Here is a 19,815-nt window from a genome sequence, read left to right as displayed (position 1 = left end):
TCAACGCTTGTCAGGGCCATGGCTTTTTCCGATCATCGGGCGCAAGAAGAGAGCGCGCACCCGCCTACGGAACGGGACGCGCCAATGGCAAGACACGGGGAACGCTGTGGAGAGTGACAATATCGTCGTCGAGACAGCGGAGAAAATCTTCGCCGATCTCGCCGATCCGCAAACCATCAACAACGACAAGAAGGATTCGTGGCAGGCGCCGCTGTGGCGGGCGCTGAGCGAGGCGGGCCTGCCATTGTCCTGGGTGCCCGATGATCTCGGCGGCTCCGGCGCGAGCCTTGCCGATGGCTTTGCGCTGCTGAACGCCGCCGGCCGTTTCGCGGTCGCGGTGCCGCTGGCCGAGACCATGCTGGCGGGGTGGCTGCTGGCGCAGGCCAGGATCTCCTCGCCCGAAGGCGAGATGACGTTGCTGCCGGCTTCGCCGAAGGACCGCATCAGCCTCGATGCCGATGGCGCGCTCTCCGGCCGTGCCCGCGGCGTGCCGTTCGCGAAGACAGCGAAGCACTTCGCGGTGCTGGCACACGGCAAGGACGGTGTTTCCATCGCGCTGGTCGATGCGGCCAAGGCGCGGATCGAGGCCGGCCTCAATGTCGGCTACGACCACAGCGACACCGTGACGCTCGACAAGGTCCAGCCCATCATCATCAAACCCGCGCCGAAGGGCTTCGACCAGACCACGCTGATGCTGATGGGCGGCGTCGCACGCAGCCTCCAGATTGCCGGTGCATTGGAATCGATGCTCGATATCTCCGTGCGCTATTCCAACGAGCGCGTCGCCTTCGAGAAGAAGATCTCGAAATTCCAGGCGGTGCAGCACAATCTCGCGCGCCTTGCCGGCGAGTCCGCCGCGGCGCTCGCGGCGGCGACATCGGCCGCCGACGCGATCGCCAACGCAAGATCCTTCAACGACGAGGTCTATCTCGAAGCCGCCTCCGCCAAGATCCGCTGCGCGGAAGCCGCCGAGAAAGGCGGCGGCATCGCGCATCAGGTCCACGGCGCGATCGGCTTCACCATGGAGCACATTCTGCACCGCTATTCGCTGCGCGCGCTGGCCTGGCGCGACGATTTCGGCTCGGAAAGCTACTGGGCCGTCGAGCTCGGCAAGCTGGTCGCAAACCGCGGCGCCGACGAATTGTGGCCGCTCGTGGCGTCGCGCTGATCAGGAGACGAGACAACAATGACCGCTGCCCTCCGTTTCGATCCGATCCGCCTGCCGGAGAAGTGCGAACAGCTCCGCAAGGAAGTGCGCGCCTTCCTCGCCGAGGAAATCGCCGCCGGTACCTTCGATCCGCACAAGCCCAACCGCGAAGACACCGACGCGCCGGAGTTCTCCCGCCGCGTCGGCGCCAAGGGCTGGCTGGGGATGACCTGGCCGAAGAAATATGGCGGGCAGGAACGCTCCTTCCTCGAACGCTACGTCGTGACCGAGGAGATGCGCGTCGCCAACGCGCCGACGCGACGCTTCTTCGTCGCCGACCGCCAGAGCGGGCCCGTGCTGCTGAAATACGCGCCCGAGCACATCAAGATGGATATCCTGCCGCGCATCTGCCGCGGCGAGATCTGCTTTGCCATCGGCATGAGCGAGCCGAACTCGGGCTCCGACCTGTTCGCGGCAAAGACGCGCGCGACCAAGACCGACGGCGGCTATCTCATCAACGGCACCAAGATCTGGACCTCGTCGGCGCACATCGCCGACTACATGATCGCGATCTTCCGGACCTCGCCGCCGACCAAGGAGAACCGCCGCCACGGCCTGACGCAGTTCCTGGTCAAGATGAAGCAGCCCGGTATCAAAGTGAACCCGATCGGCCAGATCACCGGCCAATACGAGTTCAACGAGGTCGTCTTCACCGACCATTTCATCCCCGACGATCACGTGCTCGGCGAGGTCGACGGCGCCTGGAAGCAGGCGACCTCGGAGCTCGCCTACGAGCGCTCGGGCCCCGAGCGCTTCCTGGAAACCTACTACGTGCTGACCGAGCTCGTCCGCGCAGTCGGTCCCAATCCCGACACGCGCAGCGCCGAGGGCATTGGCCGGCTGGTGGCGCAACTCCACACCATGCGGCGCATGTCGGTCTCGGTTGCCGGCATGCTGGAAGCCGGCAAGGAGCCGGTGGTCGAAGCGTCCATCGTCAAGGACATCGGCACGGTCTGGGAGCAGCAGCTGCCGCACCGCGTGCGCGACCTCGCCGCTTTCGTCGAGGAGACCGCGAGCAATCGCGAGACGCTGGAGCGGCAGCTCGACTTCGCCATCAAGACCGCACCGAAACTCACCATTCAGGGTGGCACCACCGAGGTGCTGCGCGGCATCATCGCCCGCGGACTTGGTTTGCGCTAACGCGCATGGACGACGCTATCGCGGCTCGCTCCGATCACCTCTCCCATAGGGAGAGGTCGATTTGCGCCAGCAAATCGGGTGAGGGGCTGGGCTTCACCGAGGGAGTGAAACCCCTCACCCGGCGCTGCGCGCCGACCTCTCCCCTTGGGAGAGGTGGTTCTTCGCTACGGATACATCGAGTTACGGGAGGCAAAGAATGAGCACCTACAAAGATATCGGCGTCGAGAAGGTCGGGCATGTCGGCACCATCGAGATCCGCCGCCCGCCGCTGAACTTCTTCGACATCTCCCTGATCAACCAGATCGCGGATGCGCTCGAAGAGTTCGACCGCGACATCGAGATCCGCGCCTCGGTTCTGTCGGCACAGGGCAAGGCGTTCTGCGCGGGCGCGAATTTCGGCGATCCGGCGCGGCAGGCGCAGGAGGCGCGCGAAGCCGACAAGAAGGGCGATCCGGCCGACAGCCTCGGCTCGATCAACCATCTCTACATCCAGGCGGTGCGTATCTTCCGCGCCAAGAAGCCGATCGTTGCCGCCGTGCAAGGCGCGGCCATCGGCGGCGGACTCGGGCTCGCGGTGTCGGCCGATTTCCGCGTCACCTGCCCCGAGGCGCGCTTCTCCGCGAACTTCACCAAGCTCGGCTTTCATCCCGGCTTCGGCCTGACCGTGACGCTGCCCGAGCTGATCGGCAAGAACAATGCCGAGCTGATGTTCTACACCAGCCGCCGCGTCACCGGCGAGGAAGCCTACAAATGGGGCCTCGCCAATGAGCTGGTGCCGCAGGACCAGGTGAAATCGGCCGCGATGAAGCTCGCCGGCGAGATCGCCGAATGCTCCCCGCTCGGCCTGCTCTCGACCCGCGCCACGATGCGCAATGGCCTCGCCGACCGCGTCTTGGCCGCGACCAATCACGAGCTCGCCGAGCAGACCAGGTTGCGGGCGACGGAAGATTTCAAGGAAGGCGTGAAGGCCACGGAAGAGCGGCGCGCGGCGAATTTCAAAGGGCGGTGATCGCGGCGGGATCCCGCCGTATCACTTTGACATCGCGCACAACCAACCCTGTCGTCCCCGCGACGGCGGGGCCCCATAACCACAGAGAGGAGTTTGGCGAAGTCCCGGAGTTGTCATCCCGCATCATAACCGCGTCCTTATGGGTCCCGGATCTGCGCTTCGCTTGTCCGGGACGACAGCGGTGTTTGCGGCAAGAGCTCAAACCACAAGCCGGAACGTCACGCCGCCCAGCAGGAACTCATTCCCTGCGACCGCGTGCCCTTTCGCTCGCGCCGCATGCAGCACACGTGCAGCATCAGCCACGCGAAACTCCAGCGCGCTCATGATCTCGCTGGCGCCCTTGACGAAGCGGAAGGTTGCGTTCGGCAACTTCAGTTCGGCATCGCCGCTCGGCGCAATACCGATGATCTTTCCCCAATGCTGCGCCAGCCCCACCGGGTCCGGGCTCTGCATCTCCACGATTGTGAGCGCCTGCGTCACATCCTTGCGGATGAATTTTTGCCAGTCGGGTCCCGCCGGCGGATAGGGGCCCAGAATGTCGTCGCTGCCTTCAGTGTGGTTGAACTCGATGAAGGCGGCGCGGCAGTCGCGCGGGTGGAGCTGCACGCCGTGATAGGGCGCATGGTCGATGACGTTGGCGGTGCGCACGCCGAGCGCGTTGGCGTTGCGGCCGCGCTCGTCCGGATCGTTGCAGCAGAAGATCGCCATGTAGCCGCCGCGGCCGCCGGTCTTCGCGATGAAGCGGCCGGCCGTGGTGCCCTCCTTGAACGGCGCAACCACCTCCAGCAGAATCGTATCGACCGGGAGCAGCGCGTTCTCCAGGCCATATTTGGCGACATTGCCGTCGCGATAGCAGACGGAAAGGCCCATGATCTCCGCGATGTCCGAGATCACGGGCGCGAGCTGCGGCGCGACCAGACAGATCTGCCGCAGCCGCATATAGGGCGCCATCGTCATGCGCCCCTGAAGGTCGGCTTGCGCTTCTCGACGAAGGCCTTGGCGGCCTCCTTGTGATCCTCGGTGTCGCCGCAGCGGGTGTGATGGATTGCCTCGCCGTCAAAGCAGTCTTCCAACGGCAAGTGCTCGGCATTGTTGATGTTGCGCTTGATGAAGCCGAGCGCGATCGACGGGCCCTGCGCCAGCGACAGCGCGAGCTCGTGGGCGGCGGCATCGATCTCGGCGTCCGGCACGACCCTGGTCACCATGCCGATCGCATGCGCTTCCCTGGCCGTGAGCACCGGAGACATCAGATAGAGCTCCCGCGCCCGCGCGCTGCCGAGCAGTTGGGTCAGGAAATAGGTCCCGCCGTAATCGCCGGAGAATCCGACCTTGGCGAAGGCGGTGGTGATCTTGCAGGATTCGGAGGCGATGCGCAGGTCGCAGGACAGCGCCATCGACAGGCCCGCGCCGGCCGCGGCGCCATCGAGCTGCGCCACCACGGGCTTCGGCATCTGATGCAGGATGCGCGAGACCTCCATGCCGCGGCGCAGATTCGCAAGCTTCTGCTCGAACGGCAGCGGTGCGCGGCCTGCCGCCATCGACTTGACGTCGCCGCCGACGCAGAAGGAGCCGCCGGCCCCCTTGAACAGCACCGCCCGCACCTCGGGATCGTCAGCCGCGCGCCGCGCCGCTTCGACCAGCCCGGCGACCATGTCAGGGTTGAGCGCGTTCTTCCGCTCCGGGCGGTTCATCGTGATGGTGAGCAGCCCGCCTTCGAGCTTTTGCAGGACCATGTCGTTGCTCACAGGGCGTCTCCCTTGTTGTTTGTTGTGTCGTTCCGGGGCGCGATGAAGTCGCGAGCCCGGAATCCATTCTTCGATCGTCGCTGCCGCCCGATGGATCCCGGGTTCTCGCTACGCGAGCCCCGGGATGACGCTTCGCGTCACTTCTTCACCAGCGGGCAGCGCGACTGCTCGAGCGGCTGGAACGCCTCCGCACCGGGCACTGTGGCGAGCAGCTTGTAGTCGTCCCAGCGGCCCTTGGACTCCGACGGCTTCTTCACCTCGAACAGATACATGTCGTGGATCATGCGGCCGTCCTCGCGGATCTTGCCATTCTTGGCGAAGAAGTCGTTGATCGGCGTCTCCTTCATCACCTTGATCACCGCCGCGGCGTCGGTCGTGCCGGCCGCCTTCACGGCCTTCAGGTAGTGTGTGACGGAGGAATAGACACCGGCCTGCGCCGAGGTCGGCACCCGCTTGGTGCGCTCCATGAAGCGCTTCGAGAAGGCGCGCGTGTCGTCGTTGAGGTCCCAGTAGAACGCCTCGGCCAGCAACAGGCCCTGCGCGGTCTCGAGCCCGATCGAATCGATATCGGAGACGAAGGCGAGCAGCGGCGAGACCTTCTGCCCGCCCTTGGTGATGCCGAACTCGGCCGCCTGCTTGATCGCGTTGACGGTGTCGCCGCCGGCATTGGCGAGCCCGATGACCTTGGCTTTGGAAGCCTGGGCCTGCAGCAGGAACGAGGAGAAATCCGACGTGTTGAGCGGATGGCGCACGCTGCCGAGCACCTTTCCGCCGGTCTTCGTCACGACGCTGCCGGTGTCCTTCTCCAGGTCCTGGCCGAAGGCGTAGTCGGCGGTGAGGAAGAACCAGGTGTCGAGACCGGACTTCACAGCCGCAAGGCCGGTCACGTTGGCCTGGCCGTAGGTGTCGAACACGTAGTGCACGGTGTAGGGACCGCAGGCCTCGTTGGTGAGACGGATCGAGCCCGGGCCGTTGAACATGATAATCTTGTTGCGCGCTTTCGCGATCTCACCGGCGGCTAGCGCGGTCGCGGAGGCCGCGACGTCGTAGATCATCTCGACGCCCTGGTTGTCGAGCATGTCGCGGGCGATGTTGGCGGAGAGATCTGCCTTGTTGAGATGGTCGGCCGCCAGCACCTGGATCTTGCGCCCCAGCACCTCGCCACCGAAATCCTCGACGGCCATTTTGGCCGCAGTCTCGCTGCCGGGACCGGTGATGTCGGCATACAGGCTCGACATGTCGAGGATGCCGCCGATCTTCAGCGGCGGCTTGTCCTGGGCCTGCGCCGCGCTTGCACTCAATGCAAAAGCGGCAGCAAAAATGCTAGGCAAAAGTCTCTTCATCGAAAACGATCTCCCTTTATCGCGCCGTACTCTGATGGCGGCTTGGTTATTGCTCTTGGCTATAGCTGTTCGCTATCGCTATTGCCGCAATCCTGCCGCATGCGCAACAGCGCAGCACGCACGCGGGTGTTGAGAGCACACGATTGCCGCGCGCGTTTTCCGCAAAGCGGAATGGTGAGATGCGGAAATGCGCCTCCGCGCCGTCCTTGCGAGGAAGACTCTTCGCGGCTCACGACGCTTGAGTTATGATCCGCCCGCAACGCAACCTCTCCGGGTCACGTGACGCGACTGCTTCATCTCATCGTCGCATGTCTTCTCGTCGCGAGAAGCACCGCGCTCGCCAATCCGTGCCAGTTCGAATCCCAGGACGAAGGCCGCGTTGCCGCGATCGTCGATGCGCGCAGCGTGCGTCTCGACGACGGCCGCGAAATTCGCCTTAGCGGGATCGAGCCGACAGCGGCGACGAAGCAGGCGCTGGCATCGCTGCTCTCCGGCCGCGACGTGACGCTGCGAAGCGCTGACGACACGCCCGATCGCTACGGCCGCCAGGGCGCGCTGGTCTTCGTCGGCGGAAGCGACACCCCGGTGCAGGCGACGCTGCTCGCCCGGGGCGACGCCATGGTCTCCGCCGAAATCGCGGACAAGGACTGCGCGGCCTCCCTGATGGCGTCAGAAGCCGCGGCACGGCGCCAAAAAATGGGCAGCTGGGCTGACCCGTCGGCCATAAAAAACGCGGAAAGTCCGGACGATATTTTGGCCGAGATCGGGCGTTTTACGGTGGTCGAGGGTAAAGTCCTGTCGGTCCGGCAAGCTGGGGCAACGACCTACCTCAACTTCGGACGGAACTGGACACGTGGCTTTGCCGTGACTATTTCAAAGCGCACGCTGCCGGCGTTCGAAGGCGCCGGTATCAGCCTTAAGTCCTTGGAGAATCGGCGTATTCGAGTTCGGGGCTGGGTTGAGGGGAGTACGGGGCCGCGCATCGAGGTGCGCCTCGTGGGGCAGGTCGAGTTGCTGGGCGCAAACGAGCCGACAGGGGTAAGGCCTTAAGATCAGGCCAGGCACGGGTTAAGCGACGTGGATGGGGTGCTAGAACGGCACGTACGGAGTGAACGCCGCCGCCTGCGGGCGGCGCCGGCCGCGCTGTGCCTTGTTCTGGGCACGGCTGCTCTCGCCGGTTGTGGCGATATGGGCCGGTTCCAGACCGCGGCGGCCCCGGCGACCGTCGTGCTGCCGAAGCCGAAGCCCGCCGTGGCACAAACCCCCGCCACCGAGAAGGAGCACGAGCGCATCCTGGCGAGCTATGGCGGCACCTATGACGATCCCAGGCTCGAGGCGCTGGTCAGCAAGACCGTCGACCGGCTGGTGGCGGCCTCCGACCGTCCCGACCAGGGCTACAAGGTCACCATCCTCAATTCCGGCGCGGTGAACGCGTTCGCGCTGCCGAACGGCCAGCTCTACGTCACGCGCGGCCTGCTCGCGCTCGCCAGCGACACCTCCGAATTGTCTTCCGTGCTCAGCCACGAGATGGCGCATGTGCTGTCCAAGCACGCCGCGATGCGCGAGGACCAGGCCCGCCAGGCCGCGATCGTCACCCGCGTCGTCACCGACATGAGCAACGATCCCGATCTCACCGCGCTCGCGCTGGCCAAGACCAAGCTCACCATGGCGAGTTTCTCGCGCAAGCAGGAGATCGAGGCCGACGGCATCGGGGTCGGCATTTCCGCCAAGGCACATTTCGATCCCTATGGCGCGGCGCGCTTCCTCTCGGCGATGGAGCGCAATGCCGAGTTGAAGGCCGGCAAGAGCTCGCTCGATCCGCGCGCGCAGGATTTCACCTCGTCACACCCGGCAACCCCGGAGCGCGTGCAGAACGCGCAGAATATCGCGCGGCAATACACGGCGCCGGAGGGCGCCGAGCGCGACCGCGAAAGCTATCTCTCCGCGATCGACAACCTCGTCTATGGCGAAGATCCCAGCGAAGGTTTCGTCCGCGGCCGACGTTTCCTGCATCCGAAGCTCGGCTTCACCTTCCAGGCGCCGGACAATTTCACGCTCGACAACACCGCGCAGGCCGTGATCGGCGTGCGCGAGGGCGGCGCGCAGGCGATGCGCTTCGACGTGGTGCGCGTGCCGGCCGAACAGTCGCTCGGCGACTATCTGAATTCGGGCTGGATGGAGGGCGTCGAGAAGGCGTCGACCGAGGATATCACGATCAACGGTTTTCCGGCGGCGTCCGCCACCGCCAAGGGCGATCAGTGGCAGTTCAAGGTCTATGCGCTGCGCTTCGGCAGCGACGTCTATCGCTTCATCTTCGCGACACGGCAGAAATCGACCGAGAGTGAGCGCAACGCGCGCGAGACCGTCAACTCGTTCCGCCGCCTCACACTCGACGAGATCCAGGCCGCGCGGCCGCTGCGCATCAAGGTCATCACCGTGCAGCCCGGCGACACCGTGGAATCGCTCTCCCACCGCATGGCCGGCGTCGATCATCCCGCCGAGCGCTTCCGCGTGCTGAACGGCCTCGATCGCACCGCGCAGGTGAAGGTGCGCGATCGCGTGAAGATCGTGGCGGATTGACGTGCGCCAAGCGTACGTCATCCCGCGGCGCGCTTGAGCAGCGAACCCGCGATCTGGAGCCACAAGCTTCGCTGCCGTAGGGTGGGCAAAGCGTCAGCGTGCCCACCAGCTCTCTATCGCAATCGCTGAAAGATGGTGGGCACGGCGCGATGCGCCTTTGCCCACCCTAAGACACCTATGATGCGGCGACCGCTTGGACCTTAACGCCCGGCGTCCATGTCGCCCGCCTCGCGCTGGCCGCTGAGCCAGAGCGCGAGCAGCGTCCAGAACGCGCCCGAGAGCAGATACGCACCCGAAGCGATGACGCCGAGATTGGTGGCGAGCAGCAGCGCCACCAGCGGGGCAAAGCCGGCGCCGAACAGCCAGGCCATGTCCGAGGTCAATGCCGAAGCCGTGTAACGGTACGTCTGCCGGAAGTTCGAGGCGATCGCGCCGGAGGACTGGCCGAAGGAGAGGCCGAGCAGGATGAAGCCGATCACCATGTAGATAGTTTCGCCGAACGCGCCGGCATCGAGCAATTGCGGCGCGAAGCCGCTGTAGATCGCGATCGCGATCGCCGATCCCATCAGCAGCGATTTGCGGCCGACGCGGTCGGCGATGATGCCGGAGATCACGATCGCGGCAACGCCGAACACGGCGGCGACGATCTCGATGATCAGGAAGCGCACCGGGCTCTCGCGGGTGAACAGGAACACCCAGGACAACGGAAACACCGTGACCATGTGGAACAGCGCGAAACTCGCCAGCGGCGCGAACGCACCGAGCATGATGTTCTGGCCTTCGCGCGCGACAGTCTCGGAGATGCGCGAGGGCTGCAATTCGCGGGTCTCGAACAGCGTGGCGTATTCTTCCGTCGTCACCATGCGCAGGCGCGCGAACAGCGCCACGACGTTGATGGCGAAGGCGACGAAGAACGGATAGCGCCAGCCCCAGTCGAAGAAATCATCCGCGGAAAGATTGCCGGCGAAATAGGCGAACAGCGCGCTCGCCACGATCAGCCCGAGCGGGGCGCCGAGCTGCGGCACCATCGCGTACCAGCCGCGCTGGGAGGGCGGGGCGTTCAGCGCCAGCAGCGAAGCCATGCCGTCCCAGGCGCCGCCCCAGGCCAGACCCTGCGCGATGCGCGCCAGCGCCAGCAGCCAGATCGCGGCGACGCCGATCTCCTGATAGCCGGGCAGGAACGCTAGCGCGACGGTGGCGGTGCCGAGCAGGAACAGCGCCGAGATCAGCTTCGCCGTCTTGCCGTACGCCCGGTCAATCGTCATGAAAATGACGGTGCCGATGGGCCGGGCCATGAAGGCCAGCGCGAAGATCATGAAGGAATAAAGGGTGCCGGTCAGTTCGCTCGCGAACGGAAACACCAGGCGCGGGAACACGATCACCGAGGCGATCGCGAAGACGAAGAAGTCGAAGAATTCCGAGGTGCGGCCGATGATGACGCCGATGGCGATCTCGCCGGGACTGGCCTGGTCGTGGCCGTGCTCGCCCGTGTGGAGGTCTGCCATTGCGGGGGTCTGTGCCGTCGCCATTCGTGCGCCCTTAACGTCCTGAAAACCAAAGCCGACCGCCCGGCTGAAGGCCAGGCAATCCGGCTCTGTCTGTCCCAACATTCCGCACTGCAACATTGGACAAATTGTCCAATGTCCGGATTGTTGCGTCGCAGCTACCCGTTGCCCCCGCAAAGGAAACTCATTCTCAAAGGCTCGGCCCGTGTCTCGTCTCAAGATCCTGGCGCTACTACCCCTGGCAGTTGCGCTCAGCGGCTGCAACTACGTCGTGCTGGCGCCAGCCGGCGACATCGCTGCCCAGCAGCGCGACCTCGTCATCATCTCCACCGTCCTGATGCTCCTGATCGTCCTGCCCGTGATGGCGCTGACGGCGCTGTTCGCCTGGCGCTACCGCCAGTCCAACACGGCCGCCCGCTACGAGCCGGAATGGGACCACTCGACCAAGCTCGAGCTGGTGATCTGGTCGGCGCCGCTGCTGATCATCGTCTGCCTGGGCGCGCTGACCTGGATGGGCACGCACCTGCTCGATCCGTACCGCACACTGGGCCGCATTCATGCCGACCGCGCCGTGGACCAGTCCAAGGCCCCGCTCGAGGTCGATGTCGTCGCGCTCGACTGGAAGTGGCTCTTCATCTATCCGGGCTACGGCGTTGCGACCGTCAACGAGTTGGCCGCGCCCGTCGATCGTCCGATCAACTTCCGCATCACCGCCTCCTCGGTGATGAACTCGTTCTACATCCCCGCGCTCGCCGGCCAGATCTACGCAATGCCCGGCATGGAGACCAAGCTCCACGCCGTCGTCAACCACCCCGGCACCTACAAGGGGTTCTCGGCGAATTACAGCGGCGCCGGCTTCTCCGGCATGCACTTCAACTTCAAGGGCCTCGACGACAAGGGCTTCGACGCCTGGATCGCCAGCGCCAAGTCGGCCGGCGGCTCGCTCGGCCGCGCCGAATATCTCCAGCTCGAAAAGCCCAGCCAGAACGAGCCGGTGCGCCGTTGGGGCACCGTCGATGCCGATCTCTACCGCCTGATCCTCAACATGTGCGTCGAGACCGGCAAGATGTGCCAGAGCGAGATGATGGCGATCGACGCCAAGGGCGGCGCCGGCCATCAGGGCCTGAACAACACGCTGCCGCTGGCCTACGACAAATACGCCCGCCGCGGCACCGCGTTTGGTCCGGAGCCGAGCTTCGTCGCCGGCACCTGCACGCCGGATGCGCCGCAGGGCAAGACCACCGCCTCGATCACGGCCCCGACCGACACCATGCCGCTCATCGGCGCCGGCCTGAAGCGGCCGTCGTTCACGCCGCTCAAGTCCTCGTCCTTCTTCCTCGGACAGCGTCCGAAGTCAGACTCCTAGTAGAGATCCAGCATGTCTCCTGATTTTCTCAAGCTCATCTTCGGCCGGCTCACCTTCGAGTCACTGCCGCTGCACGAGCCGATCGTCGTCGGCACTTTCGTGGTGGTCGCGCTCGGCGGCGCCGCGCTGCTCGGCGGCCTCACCTATTTCCGTCTCTGGGGCTATCTCTGGCGCGAGTGGTTCACCACGGTGGACCACAAGCGCATCGGCATCATGTACATGATCCTCGGCATCGTGATGCTGCTGCGCGGCTTCGCCGACGCGCTGATGATGCGCGGCCAGCAGATGCTCGCCTTTGGCGGCTCCGAAGGCTATCTCAACGCCCATCACTACGACCAGGTCTTCACCGCCCACGGCGTGATCATGATCTTCTTCGTTGCGATGCCGCTGGTCACGGGCCTGATGAACTATGTCGTGCCGCTCCAGATCGGCGCCCGCGACGTGTCGTTCCCGTTCCTGAACAATTTCAGCTTCTGGATGACGGTCGGCGGCGCGGTGCTGGTGATGGCCTCGCTGTTCATCGGCGAATTCGCCCGCACCGGCTGGCTGGCTTATCCGCCGCTCTCGAACATCGGCTACAGTCCCGATGTCGGCGTGGACTATTACATCTGGGCGCTACAGGTCGCCGGCGTCGGAACGACGCTATCCGGCATCAATCTGATCTGTACCATCGTCAAGCTGCGGTGCCCCGGCATGACGATGATGAAGATGCCGGTGTTCACCTGGACCTCGCTCTGCACCAACGTCCTGATCGTCGCCTCCTTCCCCGTCCTGACCGTCGTGCTCGCGCTGCTCTCGCTCGACCGCTACGTCGGAACCAACTTCTTCACGAACGATTTCGGCGGCAGCCCGATGATGTACGTGAACCTGATCTGGATCTGGGGCCACCCCGAGGTCTACATCCTGGTTCTCCCCGCCTTCGGCATCTTCTCCGAGGTCACCTCGACCTTCTCGGGCAAGCGGCTGTTCGGCTACACCTCGATGGTCTACGCCACGGTCGTCATCACCATCCTGTCGTACCTGGTGTGGTTGCACCATTTCTTCACGATGGGTTCGGGCGCCAGCGTCAACTCGTTCTTCGGCATCACCACGATGATCATCTCGATCCCGACGGGCGCGAAGATGTTCAACTGGCTGTTCACGATGTATCGCGGCCGTATCCGCTACGAGCTGCCGATGATGTGGACCATCGCCTTCATGCTGACCTTCGTGATCGGCGGCATGACCGGCGTTCTGCTCGCGGTGCCGCCGGCCGACTTCGTCCTGCACAACAGCCTGTTCCTGATCGCGCACTTCCACAACGTGATCATCGGCGGCGTGGTGTTCGGCGCGTTCGCCGGTATCAACTACTGGTTCCCGAAGGCGTTCGGCTTCAAGCTCGATCCGTTCTGGGGCAAGATGTCGTTCTGGTTCTGGGTCACCGGCTTCTACCTCGCCTTCATGCCGCTCTACGTGCTGGGCCTGATGGGCGTGACCCGCCGCCTGCGCGTGTTCGAAGATCCCTCGCTTCAGATCTGGTTCGTCATCGCCGCGATCGGTGCCCTCTTCATCTTCATCGGCATCCTCTCCATGCTGATGCAATTCGCGGTCAGCCTGCTCAAGCGTGAGCAGCTCAAGGACGTCACCGGCGATCCCTGGGACGCGCGTACGCTGGAATGGGCGACCTCCTCGCCCCCGCCGGACTACAACTTCGCCTTCACCCCCGTCGTTCACGACAACGACGCGTGGTGGGACATGAAGAAGCGCGGCTATCAGCGTCCGCTCACCGGGTTCAGGCCGATCCACATGCCGAGCAGCACCGGCACCGGCATCATCCTCGCCGGCTTGGCCACCGCGATGGGTTTCGGCCTGATCTGGTACATGTGGTGGCTGGCGGCTGCGAGCTTCATCGCGATGCTCGCCGTCGGGATCGGCCATACCTTCAACTATCACCGCGACTTCGATATTCCGGCTGAGGACATCATCCGGACGGAGGACGCGCGCACCAAACTGCTCGCCGGAGCCAAGTAAATGACTGTCGCTGTCAATCCCTCGCAAACCGGCGAGCCGGTCTTCTATCTCGCCGACGAACATCCGCATCCGGAAGGCTGGAGCACCGCGCTCGGCTTCTGGATCTACCTGATGAGCGACTGTCTCATCTTCGCGATCCTGTTCGCCACCTACGGCGTGCTCGGCGGCAATTACGCCGCCGGGCCCGCGCCGAAGGACCTGTTCGACCTGAAACTGGTCGCGGTGAACACGTCGATGCTGCTGCTGTCGTCGATCACCTATGGCTTTGCCATGCTGACGATGCAGCAGAACAAGATCGGCCAGACCCAGATGTGGCTGGCGATCACCGGCCTGTTCGGCGCCGCGTTCATCGGCATCGAGCTCACCGAGTTCGCCCACATGATCCACGAGGGCGCCACACCGCAGCGCAGCGCCTTCCTGTCGGCCTTCTTCACCCTGGTCGGCACCCACGGCCTGCACGTCTCGTGCGGCCTGATCTGGCTGGTGACGCTGATGGTGCAGGTCCAAAGATTCGGTCTGATCGAGGCCAACCGCCGCCGCCTGATGTGCCTGTCGATGTTCTGGCATTTCCTCGACGTGGTCTGGATCGGCGTCTTCACCTTCGTCTATCTCCTGGGAGTTCTGCGATGAACACCGATACCCACGCCGCCCATGCGGACCATCATCACCACGGCGACGGCCACGCCCACGGCACGTTCTCGACCTATCTGCTCGGCTTCGTGCTCTCGGTGGTGCTCACCGCGATCCCGTTCTGGCTGGTGATGAGCGGGGCGCTTCCGAGCAAGCAGATCACCGCGCTCGTCATCATGGCGTTCGCGGTCGTTCAGATCGTCGTGCACATGATCTATTTCCTGCACATGAACACGACTTCCGAGAACGGCTGGAGCATGATGGCGCTGATCTTCACCATCGTGATGGTGGTGATCGCGCTGTCCGGTTCGCTGTGGGTGATGAGCCACCTGAACAGCAACATGATGCCGGTGCACCAGATGACGGGAATGAACTGAGCGAGGCTCTGAAGTGAGCAAGACCCGGACCGGGACGAGCAAGCCAGGGGGGACGCGCAGCGAGGCTGTGCGCGCCCCTTCCTTGTGGCTCACGGCCCTCTTGCTCATCGCCTTTGCGATTCTCGTCGCGCTCGGAGTTTGGCAGATCGAACGCCGGGCCTGGAAGCTGGCGCTGATCGACCGCGTCGAGCAGCGCGTTCATGCCCCGGCGCAGCCGGTTCCCTCGCCGGCGTCATGGCCCACCATCAACGCCGCGAACGACGAATACAGGCACATCAGCGTCAGCGGCCGCTTCCTGCACGACCGCGAGACTCTGGTTCAGGCCGTCACGGAGGAAGGCCCGGGCTATTGGGTGCTGACGCCGCTGAAGCGCAGCGACGGCACGCTGGTGCTGATCAATCGAGGCTTCGTGCCGTCCGAGCGGCGCGACGCGTCGACGCGCACGGGCGGCAATCCCGACGGTCAGGTCGAGATCACCGGCCTGCTCCGCATGACGGAACCGAAGGGCGGATTTCTCCGGGACAACGCGCCCCAGCACAACCGCTGGTATTCACGGGACGTCGCCGCGATTGCGGCGGCACGGGGCCTTCACGACGTCGCGCCCTTCTTCGTCGATGCCGACGCCGGATCACAAATCGCCGGCGGTCCGATCGGCGGATTGACCGTGATCCGCTTTCCCAATAACCACCTGGTCTACGCGCTGACGTGGTTTGCCCTGGCTTTCATGCTGGCCGGTAAACTCTTCGTCACATTCGGCGGCGGGCTGTTCCGCCGCAAGCGCTTCGTCCACGAAAGGGCCGGCGGCTCGGATGCCGTCGCCCGCAGGACGGGATCAGATGCTGGAACGATCGTCGAGCCGACCTGACGACGGGAAAACGCTTTCCCAGACGCTTGCGCGTGACGGGCTCGCCGTCACGCTGCAGTCGCAGGCCGATGCGCGCAGCGAGCTGATCGGCACCGCTCCGACCGACGACGAGACCAACCGCAAGAACATGGCGCTGTTGATCCAGCTGCGCTGGACCGCGGTGGTCGGCCAGATCGTGACCATCGGCGCCGTGCATTTTGGTCTCGGCATCCCGCTGCCATTGGAGCGGATGGGCGCGGTCATCGGCGCGCTGGTGCTGCTCAACGTGTCCAGCCTGGTCTGGGTGCACCATCGCGCCGCGATCACCAATAACGAGCTCCTGGTCGCCTTGATGCTGGACGTCGCCGCGCTGACCGCGCAGCTCTATCTCTCGGGCGGCGCCACCAATCCCTTCACCTCGCTGTTCCTGCTCCAGGTGACGCTGGGCGCGGTGCTGCTCGATGCCCGCTCGACCTGGTCGCTGGTCGCACTGAGCTGCGCGAGCTTTGTCTGGCTGACATTGGCCCACCGGCCGCTCGACCTGCCGCCCAATCCGCTGAGCGAGACCTACACCCTCACCGTAACAGGCATGCTGCTCGGCTTCGTGCTCAACGCCGTGCTGCTGGTGGTGTTCGTCACCCGCATCAACAGGAATTTGCGCGAGCGCGATGCGCATCTGGCGGCGCTGCGTCAGCATGCCGCCGAGCAGGACCACATCGTGCGCATGGGCCTGCTCGCCTCCGGCGCGGCACATGAGCTCGGCACGCCGCTGGCCTCGCTCTCGGTGATCCTCAGCGACTGGCGTCGCATGCCGGATCTCGCCGCCGATCCGGAGCTCGCCGAGGATCTTGCGGAGATGGAGACCTCGCTGCAACGCTGCAAATCAATCGTGACGGGTATCCTGGTGTCGGCCGGCGAAGCGCGCGGCGAAGGCTCCTCGCCGACGACGGTGACGGCCTTCGTCACGGCACTGGTCGAAGAGTGGCGCAACGCGCGCTCGGCCCGCACGCTGTACTTTGTCAACACGTTCGGCGAGGACGTCGCGATCGTCTCCGACGTGGCGTTGAAGCAGGTGATCTTCAACGTGCTCGACAATGCCTATGAGGTCTCGCGCGACTGGGTCGAGCTCGTGGCCGAGCGCGAGGGCGACAATCTCGTGCTGTCGATCAGCGACCGCGGCCCGGGCTTTGCGCCGGAGATGCTGGCGCAGCTCGGAAAGCCCTACCAGACGAGCAAGGGGCGCGCCGGCGGCGGGCTCGGCCTGTTCCTGGTGGTGAACGTCGTGCGCAAACTAGGAGGCACCGTGACCGCCGAGAACCACAGGAAGCGCGGCGCCACGGTGCGCCTGACGTTGCCGCTGGCAACGCTCGCGATCGGAGGGAATTTTGACGCCTGACCGCTCGCTCATCATCGTCGAGGACGATGCCGGCTTCGCGCGCACGCTGAAGCGCTCGTTCGAGCGCCGCGGCTACGAGGTCGTGCTCGCCGCCTCGATCGAGGAGGTGCGCCAGGTGCTGGAGCAGCGCTCCTTCGGCCACGCCGTGGTCGACCTCAAGCTCGGCGGCGCCTCGGGCCTCGCCTGCGTCGAGCTCTTGCACACGCACGATCCGGACATGCTGATCGTGGTGTTGACCGGCTTTGCCAGCATCTCCACCGCCGTCGAGGCGATCAAGCTGGGCGCATGCCACTATCTGGCAAAGCCGTCGAACACCGACGACATCGAGGCCGCCTTCAACAAGGCCGAGGGCAACGCCGAGGTCGCGCTCGACGCCCGGCCCACCTCGATCAAGACGCTGGAATGGGAGCGCATCCACCAGACCCTGATCGAGACGGAGTTCAACATCTCGGAAGCGGCACGACGGCTGGGCATGCACCGGCGGACGCTGGCAAGGAAGCTCGAGAAGCGGCCGGTGAGGTAGGCGTCGAGCGACGCTGCCGGGGCGGCAACGCGATCACGATCAGCGACCTCCGGGAAGATACTCTCTCTTGCAGATCGCGATGTTCTTGTCGCGGCCCGGATAGTTGGATCCGAACGCACCCACATATTTGAGGCAGTCCATGTACTTTCGATTGCCCATCCAGCTGTAGTCCGGGCCAAACGCTCCTGCGGCGGCGGGCGAGTATGAGGCCGAGCCGGCCAGCAAGCCGATTCCGACGATGGCTGCGAAAGCGGACATAGCGAAACGAGGAAACTTCATCACCCTTCTCCCTTGGCATCTGCAGCCGGGACATCCGGCGCGTGGGCCACACTCTGGCGGAGAGCGGGACGAGGGTCAGTGTCTGGCGTCACACACCGCGACGGGACGACGACGGTGCAGCTCGGGTTGAGGAAAGGAGCTGCGGCGCAGCCGGTCGCCCGACGGAGCTCCGTGACAAGCAAAAAGCCCGGCCGAACGGCCGGGCTTTTGATCTCTTGCGTTCGACGCGGGGCTTACGCCGCCTCGTCGGCGACGGTGGTGTCGTCGCCATCGGTGTCGTCGGTCTCGCCCTCGGCATCCGTGTCGGCTTCGCCGTCGGCGGCTTCTGCCTTGGCACTGGTGCGGCGCGGGCTCTTGGCGAGCTGGGCTTCGATCTCCTTGACCGCTTCGGTCTCGGTCGAGTGCTGCACCACCGCGATCTCGCGGGAGAGCCGGTCGAGCGCCGCTTCATAGAGCTGGCGTTCGCTGTAGGACTGCTCCGGCTGCGACTCCGAGCGATAGAGGTCGCGCACGACTTCCGCGATCGCAACGATGTCGCCCGAATTGATCTTCGCTTCGTATTCCTGGGCGCGGCGCGACCACATGGTGCGCTTGACGCGGGCGCGGCCCTTGAGCGTCTCCAGCGCCTTCTTGACCAGCGCCGGATCGGACAGCTTGCGCATGCCGACATTGGCGACCTTGGCGGTCGGCACGCGCAGCGTCATCTTGTCCTTGATGAAGTTGATGACGAACAGCTCGAGCTTCGCACCGGCGATCTCCTGCTCCTCGATCGCCAGGATCTGGCCGACGCCGTGAGCGGGATAGACGACGAACTCGTTGGCCTTGAAGCCCTGACGCTGGGTCACGACCTTCTTTTCCTCGACCTTCGGCGCAGCAGCGGGCTTGGCAGCCGGCTTCGCCGCCGCGGGAGCCTTGGCAGGCGCAGCAGCAACAGGGGCCTTCGTCGCGGGCTTGGCAGCGGGAGCCTTGGCAGTTACCGGCTTTGCAGTCACAGGCTTGGCAGCAGCAGGCTTGGCGGCGGTCGCTTTCGCGGCCGGTTTGGCAGTCTTGTTAGGCATTGCGCTTCTTTTGTTCTTCGAGGACTTTGCAGCCGGCGCCTTCGTCGCGGTCCGACCCTTGGATGCGCTACGGCTGGCCGCGGCGACTTTTTTGGCCTCCTTATTGGAAGCCCTCGCTGAAGTACTCTTTTTACGCGTTTTCTGTGACACAGCCTGCGCGCGGAAACTGCCACGCCCCTGTTCGACATTTGGTTTCACGGGAACCCAGAGGGGCCAAACGGGCTGACGGGGTTCGGCTTAATGTGCCCAATATAGCACATTTCCCGCAAAAATCAATGATTTAGGGGTCTTCAGGGCTGGTTTTCGGCGGCAACGCCGCTATTAGGGTTAAGTTTGGGCCCGAATTAGTCGCCCGAGCCCGGGTTTGGAGAAAAATATTTCTCGAACTTGCCTTCCATGCCGTCGAATTCCTTGGCGTCGGCGGGCGATTCTTTCTTCTGGGTGATGTTGGGCCAGCTCTTGGCGTAGTCGGCATTGACCTGGAGCCACTTTTCCAGGCCCGGTTCCGTGTCCGGCTTGATGGCGTCGGCGGGGCATTCCGGCTCGCACACGCCGCAATCGATGCACTCGTCGGGGTGGATGACGAGCATGTTGTCACCCTCGTAGAAGCAGTCGACCGGGCAGACCTCGACGCAGTCGGTGTACTTGCACTTAATGCAGTTTTCAGTGACGACGTAAGTCATCCAACGCTCCGAAAAGCTCTTTTAAAAGTCGCGGCTTGCGTAGCGCGGATGGCCCGGCGCCGCAAGATCGGGAAGGCCAATCATGACGGCTTTGCGCGTTTGATCGACCAAGAAGTGAGT

At 64.7% G+C, this 19,815-nt stretch carries 19 protein-coding genes; 12 read left to right on the top strand and 7 right to left on the bottom strand.

The features are described 5' to 3' along the window. Positions 1 to 106 precede the first annotated feature (106 nt). From ACM42_RS30260 to ACM42_RS30250, 3 genes are all read left to right on the top strand, one after another. Positions 107 to 1,168, top strand: a complete 1,062-nt coding sequence (locus tag ACM42_RS30260) for an acyl-CoA dehydrogenase family protein (protein WP_271531269.1) — start codon at positions 107 to 109, stop codon at positions 1,166 to 1,168. Between the two features lie 18 nt (positions 1,169 to 1,186). Next, complete coding sequence (locus ACM42_RS30255) at positions 1,187 to 2,347, top strand: acyl-CoA dehydrogenase family protein (protein WP_271531268.1); 1,161 nt, start codon at positions 1,187 to 1,189, stop codon at positions 2,345 to 2,347. Between the two features lie 196 nt (positions 2,348 to 2,543). Next, positions 2,544 to 3,356, top strand: coding sequence for an enoyl-CoA hydratase/isomerase family protein (locus ACM42_RS30250; protein ID WP_271531267.1), 813 nt, complete (start codon positions 2,544 to 2,546; stop codon positions 3,354 to 3,356). Between the two features lie 198 nt (positions 3,357 to 3,554). Here the strand turns inward: ACM42_RS30250 and ACM42_RS30245 are convergent, their stop codons facing one another. The 3 genes from ACM42_RS30245 to ACM42_RS30235 all read right to left on the bottom strand — a co-directional run bounded on the left by ACM42_RS30245 (position 3,555) and on the right by ACM42_RS30235 (position 6,444). Then, positions 3,555 to 4,307 (bottom strand): hypothetical protein, encoded by a 753-nt coding sequence (locus ACM42_RS30245; protein WP_271531266.1) that lies wholly within the window; start codon positions 4,305 to 4,307, stop codon positions 3,555 to 3,557. A 2-nt stretch (positions 4,308 to 4,309) separates the two neighbouring features. Then, positions 4,310 to 5,101, bottom strand: coding sequence for an enoyl-CoA hydratase (locus tag ACM42_RS30240; RefSeq protein ID WP_271531265.1), 792 nt, complete (start codon positions 5,099 to 5,101; stop codon positions 4,310 to 4,312). Positions 5,102 to 5,238: 137 nt separating this feature from the next. Beyond that, entirely contained in the window at positions 5,239 to 6,444 is a 1,206-nt protein-coding gene (locus tag ACM42_RS30235) for an ABC transporter substrate-binding protein (protein WP_035694624.1), read from the bottom strand. 279 nt (positions 6,445 to 6,723) lie between these two features. On the opposite strand from ACM42_RS30235, the gene ACM42_RS30230 reads away from it, so the two are divergent. After that, a complete protein-coding gene (locus tag ACM42_RS30230) occupies positions 6,724 to 7,494 on the top strand; it encodes a thermonuclease family protein (protein ID WP_442868956.1) in 771 nt (256 codons plus the stop codon). Between the two features lie 138 nt (positions 7,495 to 7,632). After that, positions 7,633 to 9,024 carry a M48 family metalloprotease gene (locus ACM42_RS30225; RefSeq protein ID WP_271531264.1) on the top strand — a complete coding sequence of 464 codons (1,392 nt, stop codon included), beginning with the start codon at positions 7,633 to 7,635 and terminating at the stop codon, positions 9,022 to 9,024. 200 nt (positions 9,025 to 9,224) lie between these two features. Here the strand turns inward: ACM42_RS30225 and ACM42_RS30220 are convergent, their stop codons facing one another. Next, positions 9,225 to 10,553, bottom strand: a complete 1,329-nt coding sequence (locus tag ACM42_RS30220) for an MFS transporter (RefSeq protein WP_271532238.1) — start codon at positions 10,551 to 10,553, stop codon at positions 9,225 to 9,227. Between the two features lie 181 nt (positions 10,554 to 10,734). Between ACM42_RS30220 and cyoA the strand changes: the two genes are divergently transcribed. Genes cyoA through ACM42_RS30185 form a run of 7 tightly spaced genes read left to right on the top strand, consistent with a single transcriptional unit; the run spans position 10,735 to position 17,675 of the window. Beyond that, the gene (cyoA, locus tag ACM42_RS30215) at positions 10,735 to 11,895 is read left to right on the top strand and encodes a ubiquinol oxidase subunit II (RefSeq protein WP_271531263.1); all 1,161 of its coding nucleotides are present in this window, start codon (positions 10,735 to 10,737) and stop codon (positions 11,893 to 11,895) included. A 12-nt stretch (positions 11,896 to 11,907) separates the two neighbouring features. Beyond that, positions 11,908 to 13,905, top strand: a complete 1,998-nt coding sequence (gene cyoB / locus ACM42_RS30210; protein ID WP_271531262.1) for a cytochrome o ubiquinol oxidase subunit I — start codon at positions 11,908 to 11,910, stop codon at positions 13,903 to 13,905. Further along, positions 13,906 to 14,535, top strand: coding sequence for a cytochrome o ubiquinol oxidase subunit III (cyoC, locus tag ACM42_RS30205; protein ID WP_271531261.1), 630 nt, complete (start codon positions 13,906 to 13,908; stop codon positions 14,533 to 14,535). Further along, positions 14,532 to 14,912 (top strand): cytochrome o ubiquinol oxidase subunit IV, encoded by a 381-nt coding sequence (gene cyoD, locus ACM42_RS30200; RefSeq protein ID WP_271531260.1) that lies wholly within the window; start codon positions 14,532 to 14,534, stop codon positions 14,910 to 14,912. Before cyoC ends, cyoD begins: the two co-directional genes overlap by 4 nt. Positions 14,913 to 14,925: 13 nt before the next feature. After that, positions 14,926 to 15,777 carry an SURF1 family protein gene (locus ACM42_RS30195; RefSeq protein WP_271531259.1) on the top strand — a complete coding sequence of 284 codons (852 nt, stop codon included), beginning with the start codon at positions 14,926 to 14,928 and terminating at the stop codon, positions 15,775 to 15,777. Next, a complete protein-coding gene (locus ACM42_RS30190) occupies positions 15,749 to 17,152 on the top strand; it encodes an ATP-binding protein (protein ID WP_271531258.1) in 1,404 nt (467 codons plus the stop codon). Before ACM42_RS30195 ends, ACM42_RS30190 begins: the two co-directional genes overlap by 29 nt. Beyond that, positions 17,142 to 17,675, top strand: a complete 534-nt coding sequence (locus ACM42_RS30185; RefSeq protein ID WP_271531257.1) for a response regulator transcription factor — start codon at positions 17,142 to 17,144, stop codon at positions 17,673 to 17,675. Before ACM42_RS30190 ends, ACM42_RS30185 begins: the two co-directional genes overlap by 11 nt. A gap of 39 nt (positions 17,676 to 17,714) precedes the next feature. On the opposite strand, the gene ACM42_RS30180 is transcribed toward ACM42_RS30185, so the two are convergent. The 3 genes from ACM42_RS30180 to fdxA all read right to left on the bottom strand — a co-directional run bounded on the left by ACM42_RS30180 (position 17,715) and on the right by fdxA (position 19,695). Next, positions 17,715 to 17,954, bottom strand: a complete 240-nt coding sequence (locus ACM42_RS30180; protein ID WP_271531256.1) for a hypothetical protein — start codon at positions 17,952 to 17,954, stop codon at positions 17,715 to 17,717. A gap of 233 nt (positions 17,955 to 18,187) precedes the next feature. Beyond that, entirely contained in the window at positions 18,188 to 19,012 is an 825-nt protein-coding gene (locus ACM42_RS30175; protein WP_271531255.1) for a CarD family transcriptional regulator, read from the bottom strand. A 344-nt stretch (positions 19,013 to 19,356) separates the two neighbouring features. After that, entirely contained in the window at positions 19,357 to 19,695 is a 339-nt protein-coding gene (gene fdxA, locus ACM42_RS30170) for a ferredoxin FdxA (RefSeq protein ID WP_018643465.1), read from the bottom strand. Positions 19,696 to 19,815 lie beyond the last annotated feature (120 nt).

Source organism: Bradyrhizobium sp. CCBAU 25338, assembly GCF_028128965.1.
GTDB lineage: Bacteria > Pseudomonadota > Alphaproteobacteria > Rhizobiales > Xanthobacteraceae > Bradyrhizobium > Bradyrhizobium liaoningense.
The sequence above is the reverse complement of the archived record's forward strand: the minus strand, read 5'-3'. Positions and strand labels throughout refer to the sequence as shown.